This window comes from Actinomadura kijaniata (genome assembly GCF_014138665.1).
Lineage (GTDB): Bacteria > Actinomycetota > Actinomycetes > Streptosporangiales > Streptosporangiaceae > Spirillospora > Spirillospora kijaniata.
Map to the genome: position 1 here is coordinate 546,223 of NZ_JACJIA010000004.1, position 14,048 is coordinate 560,270.

At 75.3% G+C, this 14,048-nt stretch carries 12 protein-coding genes; 6 read left to right on the forward strand and 6 right to left on the reverse strand.

What is annotated here, in order from left to right; translation table 11 throughout:
- Nucleotides 1-130: 130 nt before the first annotated feature.
- Both HNR61_RS18540 and HNR61_RS18545 read right to left on the reverse strand, forming a co-directional pair.
- Nucleotides 131-2,221 (reverse strand): 3-hydroxyacyl-CoA dehydrogenase NAD-binding domain-containing protein, encoded by a 2,091-nt coding sequence (locus tag HNR61_RS18540; protein WP_182844387.1) that lies wholly within the window; start codon nt 2,219-2,221, stop codon nt 131-133.
- The gene (locus HNR61_RS18545) at nt 2,218-3,420 is read right to left on the reverse strand and encodes a thiolase family protein (RefSeq protein ID WP_182844388.1); all 1,203 of its coding nucleotides are present in this window, start codon (nt 3,418-3,420) and stop codon (nt 2,218-2,220) included. The genes HNR61_RS18540 and HNR61_RS18545 overlap by 4 nt, the downstream gene beginning before the upstream one ends.
- 224 nt (nt 3,421-3,644) lie before the next feature.
- Between HNR61_RS18545 and HNR61_RS18550 the strand changes: the two genes are divergently transcribed.
- A complete protein-coding gene (locus tag HNR61_RS18550) occupies nt 3,645-5,291 on the forward strand; it encodes an AMP-binding protein (protein ID WP_182844389.1) in 1,647 nt (548 codons plus the stop codon).
- Here the strand turns inward: HNR61_RS18550 and HNR61_RS18555 are convergent.
- From HNR61_RS18555 to HNR61_RS18570, 4 genes are all read right to left on the reverse strand, one after another.
- Complete coding sequence (locus HNR61_RS18555; protein ID WP_312897961.1) at nt 5,266-6,426, reverse strand: sensor histidine kinase; 1,161 nt, start codon at nt 6,424-6,426, stop codon at nt 5,266-5,268. The two genes, HNR61_RS18550 and HNR61_RS18555, sit on opposite strands and share 26 nt — an antisense overlap.
- On the reverse strand, nt 6,423-7,076 hold the full coding sequence (locus HNR61_RS18560; RefSeq protein WP_182844637.1) for a response regulator transcription factor: 654 nt from the start codon (nt 7,074-7,076) through the stop codon (nt 6,423-6,425). The genes HNR61_RS18555 and HNR61_RS18560 overlap by 4 nt, the downstream gene beginning before the upstream one ends.
- 130 nt (nt 7,077-7,206) lie before the next feature.
- A complete protein-coding gene (locus HNR61_RS18565; protein WP_182844390.1) occupies nt 7,207-8,154 on the reverse strand; it encodes an RNA polymerase sigma factor in 948 nt (315 codons plus the stop codon).
- Nucleotides 8,155-8,262: 108 nt separating this feature from the next.
- A complete protein-coding gene (locus tag HNR61_RS18570) occupies nt 8,263-9,165 on the reverse strand; it encodes a CE1 family esterase (protein ID WP_182844391.1) in 903 nt (300 codons plus the stop codon).
- Between the two features lie 238 nt (nt 9,166-9,403).
- Between HNR61_RS18570 and HNR61_RS18575 the strand changes: the two genes are divergently transcribed.
- The 5 genes from HNR61_RS18575 to HNR61_RS18595 all read left to right on the forward strand — a co-directional run bounded on the left by HNR61_RS18575 (nt 9,404) and on the right by HNR61_RS18595 (nt 14,007).
- Nucleotides 9,404-10,129: a PCRF domain-containing protein gene (locus HNR61_RS18575; RefSeq protein ID WP_220509546.1), complete on the forward strand. Its 726-nt coding sequence runs from the start codon at nt 9,404-9,406 to the stop codon at nt 10,127-10,129.
- Between the two features lie 10 nt (nt 10,130-10,139).
- The gene (locus tag HNR61_RS18580; RefSeq protein WP_182844393.1) at nt 10,140-10,529 is read left to right on the forward strand and encodes a hypothetical protein; all 390 of its coding nucleotides are present in this window, start codon (nt 10,140-10,142) and stop codon (nt 10,527-10,529) included.
- A gap of 82 nt (nt 10,530-10,611) precedes the next feature.
- Entirely contained in the window at nt 10,612-11,214 is a 603-nt protein-coding gene (locus HNR61_RS18585; RefSeq protein ID WP_182844394.1) for a TetR/AcrR family transcriptional regulator, read from the forward strand.
- The gene (locus tag HNR61_RS18590; RefSeq protein WP_182844395.1) at nt 11,211-12,569 is read left to right on the forward strand and encodes an MFS transporter; all 1,359 of its coding nucleotides are present in this window, start codon (nt 11,211-11,213) and stop codon (nt 12,567-12,569) included. Before HNR61_RS18585 ends, HNR61_RS18590 begins: the two co-directional genes overlap by 4 nt.
- The gene (locus HNR61_RS18595; RefSeq protein WP_182844396.1) at nt 12,559-14,007 is read left to right on the forward strand and encodes a pyridoxal phosphate-dependent decarboxylase family protein; all 1,449 of its coding nucleotides are present in this window, start codon (nt 12,559-12,561) and stop codon (nt 14,005-14,007) included. The genes HNR61_RS18590 and HNR61_RS18595 overlap by 11 nt, the downstream gene beginning before the upstream one ends.
- Nucleotides 14,008-14,048 lie beyond the last annotated feature (41 nt).

Sequence of the window (14,048 nt, forward strand, 5' to 3'; positions counted from 1 at the left end):
CGGAAATCCGGGATGCCCCCTTCCCCTCACCACCCCGCATGACCGGGGGAGTTGGTGCCGCGCGGGCCAGAACGAGCGATCGGGTCCCCGCGCGGACGACTGGTGCCGCGTTATCTCACAGCGCGGCGCGTCACCTCGCCAGGGACGCGACGCCGGGCTCCAGGAAGCGGGAGCCGTTGACCCGCTCGCTGACGCCCGCGCGGTCCAGGTACGGGGTGATGCCGCCCAGGTGGAACGGCCAGCCCGCGCCCAGGATCATGCACAGGTCGATGTCCTGCGGAGCCGACACCACGCCCTCGTCGAGCATGAGCCCGATCTCCTGGGCGAGCGCGTTCAGCGCCCGCTCCAGGACCTGCTCCTCGGTGGAGGGCTGGTCGCCGCCGCCGAACAGCTCCACGGCCTCGGGGTCGAGGGTGAAGTCGGGCAGGTAGACGCCCCGCTTGCCGGCCGCGACGAACTTGGCGAACTTCTCCGACAGCGGGAAGCGGTCGGGGAACGCGCCGTGCAGCGTCTCGTTGACGTGCAGCGCGATCGCCGGGCCGACCAGGCCCATCAGCACGAACGGCGGCATCGGCAGGCCCAGCGGCGCGGCGGCGCGCTCGGCCACCTCGATCGGGGTGCCCTCGTCCACCGTCTGGATGATCTCGGCCATCAGGCGCAGCAGGATGCGGTTGACCACGAACGCCGGGGCGTCCTTGACCAGCACGCAGGACTTCTTCAGCTGCTTGCCGACCGCGAACGCGGTGGCCAGCGCCGCGTCGTCGGTCCGCTCGCCGCGGACGATCTCCAGCAGCGGCAGCACCGCGACCGGGTTGAAGAAGTGGAAGCCCACGACCCGCTCGGGGTGCCTGAGCCCGGACGCCATCTCGCTGACCGACAGCGAGGAGGTGTTGGTCGCCAGGACGCACTCGGGGGAGACGTGCTCCTCCAGCTCGGCGAACACCTTCTGCTTGACGCTCATCTCCTCGAAGACGGCCTCGATGACGAAGTCGGCGTCGGCGAACGCGTCCTTGGTCAGCGAGCCGGAGATGAGGGCCTTGAGGCGGTTGGCCTTGTCGGGGGAGACCCGGCCCTTGGACAGCAGCTTGTCGATCTCGCCGTGCGCGTAGCCGACGCCCTTGTCCAGGCGCTCCTGGTCCAGGTCGGTCAGCACGACCGGGACCTCCAGGCGGCGGGCGAACAGCAGCGCCAGCTGCGAGGCCATCAGGCCCGCGCCGACGACGCCGACCTTGGTGACCTTGCGGGCCAGGGCCTTGTCCGGCGCGCCGGCGGGGCGCTTGGCGCGCTTCTGGGTGAGGTCGAACGCGTACAGCCCGGCGCGCAGCTCGTCGCCCATGATGAGGTCGGCCAGCGCCTCGTCCTCGGCGGCGAAGCCCTCGTCGCGCGAGCGGTCCTTGGCGGCGGCGACCAGCTCGATGGCGCGCACGTAGGACGGGGCGGCGCCGTGCAGCTTGCCGTCCACCGTCCAGCGGGCCATGTTGACGGCGTTGTCCCACGCCTCGCCCTTGTCGACCTCGGGCCGCACGACCTCGATCTCGCCCTTGAGGACGCGGGCGGTCCAGGCCAGGGACTCCTCCAGGAAGTCGGCCGAGTCGAAGATCGCGTCGGCGATGCCCAGCTCGAACGCCTGCCTGCCCTTGAGCTGCCGGTTCTGGGCGAGCGGGTTCTCGATGATGACCTTGAGGGCCTTCTCGGCGCCGATCAGGTTCGGCAGCAGGTAGGTGCCGCCCCAGCCGGGGACCAGGCCGAGGAACGCCTCCGGCAGCGACAGCGCCGGGACGCCGGCGGAGATGGTGCGGTAGGTGCAGTGGAGGGCGATCTCCACGCCGCCGCCCATGGCCGCGCCGTTGACGTAGGCGAAGGAGGGGACCTTCAGCTCGCCCAGGCGGCGGAACACGTCGTGGCCGAGCCTGCCGATCGCGAGGGCGTCCTCGCGCTTCCGGACGAGCGGGACGCCCTTGAGGTCCGCGCCGACCGCGAAGATGAACGGCTTGCCGGTGACGCCGACGGCCACGATGTCGTCGCGCCCGGCGATCGCGTCGATGGCCTCGTTCAGCTCGGTCAGGCCGCCCGGGCCGAAGGTGTTCGGCTTGGTGTGGTCGTGGCCGTTGTCGAGGGTGATCAGGGCCAGGGTGCCCGCGCCGTGGGGCAGTGCCACGTCGCGTACGCGGGCGTGGGTGGCCACCTCGTCGGCGAAGATGCTCTTGATGTCGGCGCTCACTTGGCACCCTCCCAGTTCACGTTCTCCCACAGCACGGTGCCGCCCATGCCCATGCCGACGCACATGGTGGTCAGGCCGTAACGGACGTCGGTGCGCTCCTCGAACAGGCGCGCCAGCTGGTTCATCAGCCGGACGCCGGAGGAGGCCAGCGGGTGGCCGAGGGCGATGGCGCCGCCCCAGGGGTTCACGCGCGGGTCGTCGTCGGCGATCTTGAAGTGCTCCAGGAAGGCCAGCACCTGGACGGCGAACGCCTCGTTGATCTCGATGAGGCCGATGTCGTCCATGGTCAGCGAGTTGCGGGCCAGGAGCTTCTCGGTGGCCGGGACCGGGCCGACGCCCATGACCTCCGGCTCGACGCCGGCGAACGAGAAGTCCACCAGGCGCATCTTCGGGGTCAGGCCGAGCTCGGCGGCGACGTCCTCGGCGGCCAGCAGGCACGCGGTCGCGCCGTCGTTCAGGCCCGCGGCGTTGCCGGCGGTGACGTTGCCCGCCACGCGGAACGGGGTCTTCAGCTTGGCCAGGTCCTCCAGGGTGGTGCCCGGCCGCGGCGGCTCGTCCTCGGTGGCCAGGCCCCAGCCCTTCTCGGCGGACCGGATCGCGGTCGGCACCAGGTCCGGCTGGATCCTCCCGGCGGCGTAGGCGGCGGCGACCTTCTGCTGGCTGCGCACCGCGTAGGCGTCGGCGCGGTCCTTGGTGATCTGCGGGAACCGGTCGTGCAGGTTCTCGGCGGTCGAGCCCATCACCAGCGCGGTCGGGTCCACGAGCCGGTCGGCCAGGAAGCGCGGGTTGGGGTCGACACCCTCGCCCATCGGGTGGCGGCCCATGTGCTCGACGCCACCGGCGATCACCACGTCGTAGGAGCCGAACGAGATCCCGGCGGCGGTGGTGGTGACGGCGGTCATCGCGCCGGCGCACATGCGGTCGATGGCGTAGCCGGGGACGGACTTGGGCAGCCCGGCCAGCACGGCGGCGGAGCGGCCGATGGTCAGGCCCTGGTCGCCGGTCTGGGTGGTGGCGGCCACCGCGACCTCGTCCACCCGCTCCGGCGGGAGGGACGGGTTGCGGCGCATCAGCTCGCGGATGGCCCGCACGACCAGGTCATCGGCGCGGGTCTCGGCGTACAGGCCCTTGGGGCCCGCCTTGCCGAACGGCGTGCGGACGCCGTCGACGAACACGACGTCACGTGCGGTGCGAGGCACGGGTCGTCCTCCCTCTGGGGTGGTCGGTGGTGTTGAGCCCCGTGCCGCCCGAGCGGTGCGGACGGCACGAGTACCCACGAGCAGGATGCTACTCGCTGGTAACCGGAAATACTACTCGTCAGTAACCACTGACATCGGGCCGGGACGCGCCCCGCCCTTGTGAACCTACGGTCACGTAAGTACCGTGTGCGCAACGCTCCGGAGGAGTCTCCCCAGGAGGCAAGGTGGCGCACGCGCGACCCGTCTACCGCCCGGGACCCCGACGACGGGCCGGCCATGCCCGCGATCTGGCGTCGCTGCTGCTGCGCAGCGGCCTGGTGCTGGCGGGCCCGCCCCGGCGGATCCCCGCCCACCTGGGCGAACTGCGCCGCTGGGGGACCACCCTGGCCGGGACCGTCGCGGCGGCCGCCGCCCGCGACCCGGACCGGACCGCGCTCGTCGACGACGCGGGCGCGCTGACGTTCGCCGAACTCGACGACCGCGCCGCCCGGCTGGCCGCCGGGCTGCCGCTGACCGGCCCCCGGCCCCGCGTCGCCGTGCTGTGCCGCAACCACCGGGGCATGGCCGAGACGCTGGTGGCGTGCAGCAAGCGCGGCGTGGAGGTCGTGCTGCTCAACACCGGCTTCGGCGGGGAGCGCACCCGGGCGGTGCTCGGCGAGATGCGCCCGGGCCTGCTGGTCGCCGACGCCGAGTTCGCCCCGGTGCTGGCGGAGGTGCCGGTCGCGCTGCGGCGCGCGGTGGTGTGGGCCGACCGGCCGCCCGCCCCCGGCGCGCCGACCCTGGAGCAGATCGTGCGGGCCGTCCCGCGGGCGCGGCTCGACCCGCCGCCGGTGCTGTCGCGCACGGTGATGCTCAGCTCGGGCACGACCGGCCGCCCGAAGGGCGCGCGCCGCCCGGCCCGGCCCGGCATCCGCCCGCTGGCCTCGATGACCTCGCGGCTCCCGCTGCGCACCCGGCACACGGCGGTCATCGAGGCCCCGCTGTTCCACACCTGGGGCTACGCGGCGCTGCAGATGGCGTGGGCGCTGCGCTGCCCGGTGGTGCTGCACCGCCGCTTCGACCCCGAACGGACCCTGCGCGCCGTCGCCGCCGCCCGCGAGGCGGCCGTGTTCGCCGTCCCGGTGATGGCCCGGCGCCTGCTGGACCTGCCCGCCGAGGTCCGCGCCGCCCACGACGCCTCCGGACTGCGGATCATGGCGCTGAGCGGCGGTCCGCTGCCCGGCGACCTGGCCACGCGGTTCATGGACGCGTTCGGCGACGTCCTCTACAACGTCTACGGCTCCACCGAGGCGTCCTGGGTGTCGATCGCCACCCCGCGCGACCTGCGGCGGGACCCGCGCACGGCGGGCCGCCCGCCGCGCAACACCACCCTCGCGATCCTGGACGGGGCGGGCCGCCCGGTGGGGCGGTCCACCATCGGGCACATCCACGCCGCCAACGAAATGATCTTCGAGGGGTACACCGGCGGCGATCCGGTGGAGGTCCGCGACGGCCTGCTGGCGACCGGCGACCTCGGCCACGTCGACCACCGGGGCCTGCTGTTCGTGGACGGCCGCCGGGACGGGATGATCGTCTCGGGCGGGGAGAACGTCGTGCCCCGCGACGTGGAGGACGCCATCCTGCGGCTGCCCGGCGTGCACGAGGTCGCGGTGGTCGGCGTCCCCGACCCCGCGTGGGGGCAGCGCCCGGCGGCGTTCGTCGTGCCGCGCCCCGGCGCGGACCTGGACGCCGACACCGTCCGCGCCCACGTCCAGGCGGCCCTGGCCCGCCACGCGGTGCCCCGCGACGTCCACTTCCTGGCCGAGCTGCCGCGCAACGCCGTCGGCAAGGTCGTGCCCCGGCTGCTCACCGCGCGGGCAGACGGACGGTGACCTCCAGGCCGCCGCCGTCGCGCGGGACCGCCTCGACCGTCCCGCCGTGCGCGTGCGCGACCGCCCGCACGATCGACAGGCCCAGCCCCGCGCCCTCGGCGGACCGGACCCGGTCGCCGCGCAGCCGCCGGAACGGCTCGAAGATCGCCCCGATCTCGTAGGCGGGGACGGGCCGCCCGGTGTTGGCCACGCGCAGCACGGCCGCGCCGCTCTCCCGGCCGGTGGACAGCCAGACGCGCCCGTCCTCGGGCAGGTTGTACTTGAGGGCGTTCTCCAGCAGGTTGACGGCGCAGCGCTCCAGCAGCACCGGGTCGCCGAAGACGGTGGCCTCGCCCAGCCTCGTGCTCACCTCCACGCCGCCGGCCAGGTGCTCGACCTGGTCGAGGGCGCTGCGGGCGACGTCGGGCAGGGCGGTGTCGGTCACGTCCCGCGGCTCGCGCTCGGAGCGGGCGAGCAGCAGCAGGCCCTCGATGAGGCGCTCGTGGCGGGCGGTGTTGCCCAGCAGCACGTCCGCCAGGGCCTTGGTCTCGGGCGGGTTCCTGGAGCTGGCCAGCGCGACCTCCAGCACCGTCCGGTTGATCGTCAGGGGGGTGCGCAGCTCGTGCGAGGCGTTGGCGACGAACCGGCGCTGCGCGTCGAACGCCCGGTGCAGCCGGTCCAGCATCCGGTCGAACGTGTCGGCCAGGTCCTTGATCTCGTCCTGCGGGCCGTCCAGCGCGATCCGCTCGTGCAGGGTGCTCTCCGACAGCCGCCGCGCGGTGGCGGTCACGGTGTGCAGCGGCCGCAGCAGCCGCCCCGCGACGAGGTACCCGATCAGCAGGGCCGACAGGCAGAGCACCACCATCACCGCCAGCGAGCTGTGCAGGATCTGCTGGAGCGCCTGGGCCTTCTGCTCGGCGATCTGCTGCTCGGCCTGTTCCCGCAGGACCGCCAGCTGCTCGGGGGTCGGGGGCAGCGGCCCGATCTCCCGGGCGCTGATCCGGACCGCCTTCGGCGCGAAATGCCGGTCCAGCGTCCGCCTGGTCAGCAGGTACGTCACCCCGACGAGCACGCCGGCGGTGCCCAGGAACAGCGACCCGTAGACCAGGGTCAGCCGGGTCCGCACGCTCAGCCGGTTCACCGTCGGCCGCGTCACAGCCGGTACCCCGCCCCGGTGACGGTCTCGATCACCGGCGGCTCGCCGAGCTTGCGGCGCAGCGTCGCCATCGTCACCCGGACGATGTTGCTGAACGGGTCCAGATGCTCGTCCCAGGCGCGCTCCAGGAGGCGTTCGGCGCTGACGACCCCGCCCTCGGCGCGCAGCAGCTCCTCCAGCACCGCGAACTCCTTGCGGGTGAGCCGCACCTCGGCCCCGTCGCGCGTCACGGTCCGGCGGTGCGGGTCCAGGCGGACCCCGGAGCGCTCCAGCACCGGCGGCACCGGGGGCCGGGACCGCCGCCCGAGCGCCCGCACCCGCGCCACCAGCTCCCCGAACACGAACGGCTTGGGCAGGTAGTCGTCGGCGCCCAGCGCCAGCCCGTCCACCCGGTCGCTGACGTCCCCGGCGGCCGTCAGCATCAGGATCCGTCCGGGCTCGCCCCGGGCGGCCAGCTCCCGGCACACCTCGTCGCCGTGCACGACCGGCAGGTCCCGGTCCAGCACGATCACGTCGTAGCCGGTGTGGGAGGCCCGCTCCAGCGCCGCGTCCCCGTCGTAGGCGACGTCGACCGCCATCGCCTCCTCGCGCAGTCCCTCGGCGATGGCGTCGGCCAGCACCCGTTCATCCTCAACCACCAGCACCCGCATGGGCGTGAGCATGGCGGTGGGGACGTTAAAGGGAAGTAAGGAGGGACGTCAGCCGTCGAACCAGCGGACCCCGGTGCCGGCTCTCCCGCCACCGGTCACGCACACCCATGCGGGACGGGATGCCGGCGTGTCAGCGCCGCCGGCAGGTGTAGGAGATCCGGGCGGTCCCGCCGGGGGAGAACCGCACGGCGCCGGAGTCCCGGCCGGCGACGTAGCAGCGGACCGAGGGCCACACGGTGACGCGCACGGACGTGGAGTCGCCGCCGCCCAGCCGCCCGCCGCCGGAGGCGGAGACCCGCCCCGACACCGAGGAGACGGACCAGCGGACGGGCCCGCCGCGCGCGGTGAGCGTGATCCGGCAGGTGCGGGGCAGGCCCGCGACCCCGATCCCCCGGCACCCGGCGTCGCCGACCGCGAGCCGTCCGCGCGGGGCGCGGCGCCGCCCGTCGCGGGGCTCGCCCGGCCGCTTCGAGGGGGTGGCCGTGGGCCTGGGGGCCAGGGAGGCCGAGGGGGAGGCCGTCGCGGTGGGGGAGGGCGCGGGCGTGGTGACGACCGGCGCCGGCGCCGTCAGACCCTTGCTTCCGGCCGGTGGCCGCCGGGGCGCGGACGCGTCGGGAATCAGCAGGAACGCGGCGCACGCCACCAGCGCGGCGGCCGCGGCCGCGCCGGCCAGCCCCAGGCGCCGCCGTCTTCGCCGAGCGGGTCCGGGGTCCGGCGGCTCCGGGACGGGCCCGGCGAGGTCGGCCAGCGTGGGCGCGTCCACCGGCGCCACGGGCGGAGGCGGCGGGGGAGGGGAGGCGGCGCCGAGGACGCGTTCGAGCGACTCGCGCCGGACCAGGTCGTGCAGCCATTCGCGCAGCTCACCGGCTTCGGGAACGGCCCGCGGCGCGGCGCCGGCCCGCAGCAGCGCGGCCCGCACGGCCTCCACCGCCGCGTCCCGGTCGCCGAGCAGCGCGCCGGCGTAACCGATCAACGGCGGCCCGTGCACGTTGTAGACCTGTCCGACGGCCTCGGGCCGCCGCGCCCGCAACGCGTCGACGAGCCGGGCGTCCTCGGGGTGCGAAGGGGGATCGGGCACCGCACGAATTATCGTGACGCCCGCCCCGGCGGTCTGTGGGCGCGACGGCGAAACCGCCCGCCGGGTTTTGTCACCGGACTCCAGAGACTGCCGACGACCCCTCCACGGTCATGCGGGGCCGCCCGGCCGGGGATGGGCGCGGAAGAAGCGCCACAGGACGGCGCTGCCGTCGACGCCCGCCCGGCCGGTGGCCGTGGGCCACTCGTGGCCGCCGCCGTCCACGGTGCACAGCGCGACCTCGGTCCCGTCCGGGCCGCGGCCGGTGGTCCGGCAGCGGGTGTGCCCCCGGTCCAGGTAGGGGCGCGACAGCGCGGGCAGGCCGTTGAGCCGCCGCCAGATGTCCATGACCCACCGCACCGGCAGGAACGGGACCTTGACGTCGAAGTCGAGGTTGCCGCCGCCGTGGTAGGGGACCGAGAAGTCGGCGGTGCCGTGGAAGGCCAGCACCGACACCCGCTCACGCGGATGGCAGAGGCTGGCCAGCGACCCGGACACCACGCCGACGGCGGCGACGCGCCCGGGGCGCTCGCAGGCGTACCGGTAGGCCATGCCGCCGCCGTTGGAGAACCCGGCCAGGTACACCCGGCGCGGGTCGGCCAGCCCCTCCCGGACGAGCGTGTCGAGGAGCCGGTCGAGGTAGCCGACGTCGTCCACCCCGGCCACGCGCGCGACCGAGCAGCAGCCGCCCGCGTTCCAGGTGCCCAGCAGCCCGTTGGGATAGGCCACGGCGAATCCGTGCCTGTCGGCCTGGTCGTTCAGGCGGCTCTGCCGTGTCAGGTACGCGGCGTCGTTGAGCCCGCCGTGCAGCGCGACCACCAGCGGAAGCCGCCCCCGCGCCGGACGGCCCTCGGGGACGTGCAGCAGGTAGGGGCGTTGCCACCGCCCCATGGCGATGGTGCGGGTGTGGGTGCCGGGGGGCGGCGGCGCGTCCGCCCGGGCGGGCAGGGGAGGGACGCCGGGCAGGGCGAGGAGCGGCAGGGCGGCCAGCGCGAGGCGGGGGAGGGTCTTCATGGGGAGGATCATGGGGCGCGCCCCGGCGCGCCGCCACGCATCCGGCCACCAATCCGGGCGGGCGATTGCTCCTCGGCTGCTAAGAGTTCCGTTTCCCGGCCCGTTCGCGCAGGTGGCGCGGGCGACCTTCTAGGGTGGGGGCATGGACGACGGACTTCTGCGCGCGGAGGCCGCCCGGCTGGCGGGACTGCTGTCCGACCCCGCGCATTGAAGCGCCGCCGAGATCGTCGCGTTCCGGCTGCGGCGCGTCCAGGCGCTCCTGGAGGAGTTCGACGGGCTGCGCGCGGAGAGGGCCGAGCTCACCGAGCTGCTGGGGCTGGCCGAGGGCGAGGCGCTGGCGGCCGAGTGCCGCGCGGCGCTGGCGGCGCTGGAGGAACGCCTCCGCGCCCTGCCCGGCGAGGCGCCCCGCGAGTACGCCGAACGTGAGGCGCTCGTGACCGTCACGGCGGACCCCGGCGAGAGCGAGCGCCGGGCGTACGAGCTCTGGCAGGACTACCTGGAACGCGCGAGACGGGCGGGGCGACCGGCGAGCACCTACGACCGGAGGATGGGGGAGTGGGACGTCCGCTCCGTGACGATGCGGATCGGCGGGCCCGGCGCGTTCGGGTGGCTGGCCGGCGAGGACGGCTCCCGCCCGTCCGGCCCGGGGGTGCGGGTGGAGGTGCTGCCGATGGCGCTGTCCTTCGATCCCGTCCGCGTCCCGGACGAGGACGTGCGGGTCGAGGAGTTCCCGCGGCTGCGCGGCTGCGGCGTGCCGGACCCCGGGGGGAACCGCGCCGTGCGGATCACCCACCTGCCCACGGGGACCGTCGTGGTCTGCGAGGACCAGGGAACGACCCACCGCAACCGCGTCGGCGCGATGGCCGTCCTGCGCACGCGCCTGCTCCACGCGCGCACGCGCCGCGACGCGCCGGCCCCCTCCCGCCCGGAAAACGCGTCGCGCCCGGATTCCGGCACGCCCTAACCTGTCCGGCATGTCGTTCGACCTGGCCGTTTACGGCACTCCCAGCGGCCCCGGCCAACAGGAGACAGAGCTTTACGAGCATCCGCTGGGAGCCCACGGCACGGTGATGCGCCACTGGGTGGAGCCCGCCGGACGCCTCGGCCTGCCCCTCCTCGCGCGCCTGGCCGACGGGGAGCTGACGGTGGGGCACCACGAGCTGGCGGCGTTCGCCGAGGAGCTGAGCGCCCTGGCCCGCGACTGGCAGACCTCGGTCCCCGACGACGGGACGATCCCGGTCATCGCCGGGCGGCGCCACTACGAGACCCCTCTGCTGGACCACCTGCTGACCCGGATGAACATCCTGCGCGTGGCCCTGCGCATGGCCGAGGTGACCGACGGCCACCTGTACCTGAGCGGCTGACACCCGTTCCCCGCCGGAGGTGTTTTCGATCTTCTCCATCAAACGATTGACGGGTTGTCGAACGGCGTTCTAGCGTTCCTCCATGACCAGCGACTCCGGCCGCGAGCGCATCCTCGACGCGGCCACCCGGCTGTTCGCCGACCTGGGGTACGACGGGGCCTCCACCCGCCTGATCGCCGAGGCCGCCGGGCTCAACATCGCCACCGTCGCCTACCACGTGGGCGGCAAGCGCGACCTGTACCTGGCCGTCATGGAGCGCGCCCACCAGCGGGAGCGCTCCGCGCTGGAGGCGGCCGTCGCCGAGCTGACCCCCGACGCCGACGGCGTGCTGCGGCTGCTGGACCGCTACGTCGACTTCTGCGTCGCCCACCCCGAGATCCCCGCGCTGTGGATGCGCCGCTGGCTGTCGGACGCCGCCGACATCGCCGACCTGGAGGGCCGCTACGTGCGGTCCCTGATGGACCTGGTCACCGGGGCGGTCGGCGGGGTGGTCGGCGGCGAGGTGGACGTGGAGTACGTCGTGTGGAGCGTCGTCTGGTGCACCCACGGCTTCTGCCGCGGCGGCGTCCTGGACTCGGCGGGGCGGCGGCGCCGGATCGACGACCCCGCCGCGCTGATCCGGTTCCGTTCCCACCTGCGCCGCATGGTCGCCGCCGCGCTGCGGCTGGACGGGGCGGTGGAGTGACGGCGGGCGGGGCGACGGCGGCCCTGCCGCGCCGCCGGCTGCTGGGGTACGGCGTCGGCTCGGTCGGCACCGGCGTGTTCTCGACCGTCCCCGGCCTGCTGCTCCTCTACTACCTCACCGACGTCATGGGGGTCTCCGCCGCCGTCGCGGGCGCCGTGCTCGTCGCGCCCAAGGCGTGGGACGTGCTGCTGAACCCGCTGGTCGGCGCGGCCAGCGACCGGGAGGCGGTGCGGACCGGGCGGCGCACCCGGCTGCTGCTGGCCGGGGCCGTGGCGCTGCCGGTGCCGTTCGCCGCCATGTTCGCCGTCCCGGTCGGCGCGCCGGGGTTCGCGGCGGGCTGGGCGGGGGTGGCGTTCCTGCTGGCGGCGACCGCGTTCGCGTGCTTCCAGGTGCCGTACGTGGCGCTGCCCGCCGAGATCTCCGGCGAGCCGGGCGAGCGCGGCCGCGCGATGGCGTGGCGCGTCGTCTGCCTGACCGCCGGCATCCTGCTGGCGGGCGGCCTGGCGCCCGCCCTGGCGGCCGCCGCCGGGGGAGGACGCGCCGGATACGCGCTGATGGGCGTGGTCGTCGGCCTCGTCATGGGCGCGGCGATGGCGGCCGCCGCGCTGGCCACCCGCTGGATCCCGTCGCGGCAGGGGCCGCGGCCGCTCGGCCCGGCCGCCGCGTGGCGCACCGCCCGCGGCAACCGCCCGTTCTTCGCGCTGCTCGGCGCGTTCACCGCGCAGTCGCTGGCCGTGGCGGTCATGCTGGCCGGCGCGCCCTACGCGGCGGCCTACCGGCTGGACGACCCCGGCCTGACCTCGGTGATGTTCGTGTGCCTGGTCGGGCCGAGCGCGGTCGCCGTCCCGCTGTGGCGGATGCTGGCGCGCCGCCACGGCCAGGTCCGCTGCTACCTGGCGGCGGTGGCGGCGTTCGCCGCGGCGGACGCCGCGCTGTGGCCCGCCGTCACCGCCGGGGCCGTCGTCCCGGTGCTGGCGCTGACCGCGCTGGTCGGCGTCTGCTACGCGGCGGTCCAGCTGCTGCCGCTGTCGCTGCTGCCCGAGACCGTGCGCGCCGACGCCGCCCGCACCGGGCACGCGCAGTCCGGCGCGTTCACCGGGCTGTGGACGGCCGCCGAGACCGGCGCGATGGCCCTCGGGCCCGGCGTGTTCGCGCTGGTCCTGGCGGTGACGTCGTTCCGCTCCCCCGACCTGGACACCCCCGTGCGGCAGCCGGACACGGCCCTGGTCGGCCTCACCGCCGGATTCACCCTCGTGCCCGCCGCGCTCCTGCTGCTGAGCGTTTTCCCGCTGCTGGCCTACCGCCGCCTCGCCGCCCACCGACCTCCGGGAGAGCACCGCCGCCATGACGCCTGAACACGCGCTGCCCGAACACGGGCGCCCCGCCGCGGACGTCCTCGCCGACCTGGCCCGCCTGCGCGAGGCGGACCTGCCCGTGCGCGGCGGCCGGGTCACCGCCTACGTCTACGACACCGGGCGGGCCGCCGTGCACGACCTGGCCGCCGCCGCCCAGCTGGAGATGCTGGAGGTCAACTGCCTGGATCCCACGGCCTTCCCCAGCATCGTCGCGCTGGAGCGGCGGGTCGTCGCCGCCGTCGCCGGACGCCTGGGCGGCGGACCGGCCACCCCCGGCATCTTCACCAGCGGCGGCACCGAATCGATCATGCTGGCGGTCAAGTCCGCCCGCGACGCCCGCCCGGTGGACGGCAGGCCCCAGCTCGTCCTGCCGGTGACGGCGCACCCGGCGTTCCACAAGGCCGCGCACTACCTGGGCCTGGAGACCGTGCCCGTCCCGGTCGACCCGGTGACGTTCCGGGCCGGCCCCGAGGCGGTGCGCGCCGCCCTGACGCCCCGGACCGCGCTGGTCGTCGCCTCGGCCCCGTCCTACCCCCAGGGCGTCGTCGACCCGGTCCCGGAGATCGCCGCCGTCGCCGCCGAGGCCGGCGTCCCGTGCCATGTGGACGCCTGCGTCGGCGGCTGGGTCCTGCCGTGGCTGCGCGAGACCGGACGCGCGGTGCCGCCGTTCGACCTGTCGGTGCCCGGCGTCACCTCGATCTCCTGCGACCTGCACAAGTACGGCTACGCCCCCAAGGGCGCCTCGGTCGTCCTCTACGCCGACGAGGCGCTGCGGCGGCACGCCTACTTCGCCTCGGCGGAGTGGCCCGGCTACCCCGTCATCAACGCGACCGTCCAGAGCAGCCGCAGCGCGGGCCCGCTGGCCGCGGCCTGGGCGACCCTCAACGCGGTCGGCGCGCGGGGGTACCGGGACCTGGCCGCGACCGCGATGCGCTGCGCCGACGCGCTGGTCGCGGGGGTGGCGGGCATCCCCGGGCTGCGCGTGCTGGGCGAGCCCGCGGTGCCGCTGGTCGCCGTCGCCTCCGACGACCCCGCGCTGGACGTGTTCGTGCTGGCCGACCGGGCGCGCGCCCGGGGCTGGTTCTTCCAGGCGCAGCCGAGCCACCGGGGCGTCCCCGCCAGCCTGCACTTCACCCTCACCGGCGTCACCGACATCGACGCGCTGCTGGAGGCCCTGGCCGGCGCCGCCGCGGACGCCCGCGCCGCCGGGCCGCCCGACGTCCCGGCCGACCTGGTCGACGCGCTGGCCACCATGGACCTGGACGCCGTGGGCGACGCCGACTTCGCCGCGCTGCTCGCCGGTGTCGGCGTGGACCCGGCGGGCGGCGGCGACCCGGAGATGGCCGTCGTCAACGCGATCCTGGACGCCCTGCCCCCCGAGACCCGCGAGGCGCTGCTGGTCCGCTTCCTGGCGGCCCTGTACTCCGGCGCGGCCTGACGCCCCGGCGGCCGGAAGCGGCCGAAAGCCGGTCCGCCCTC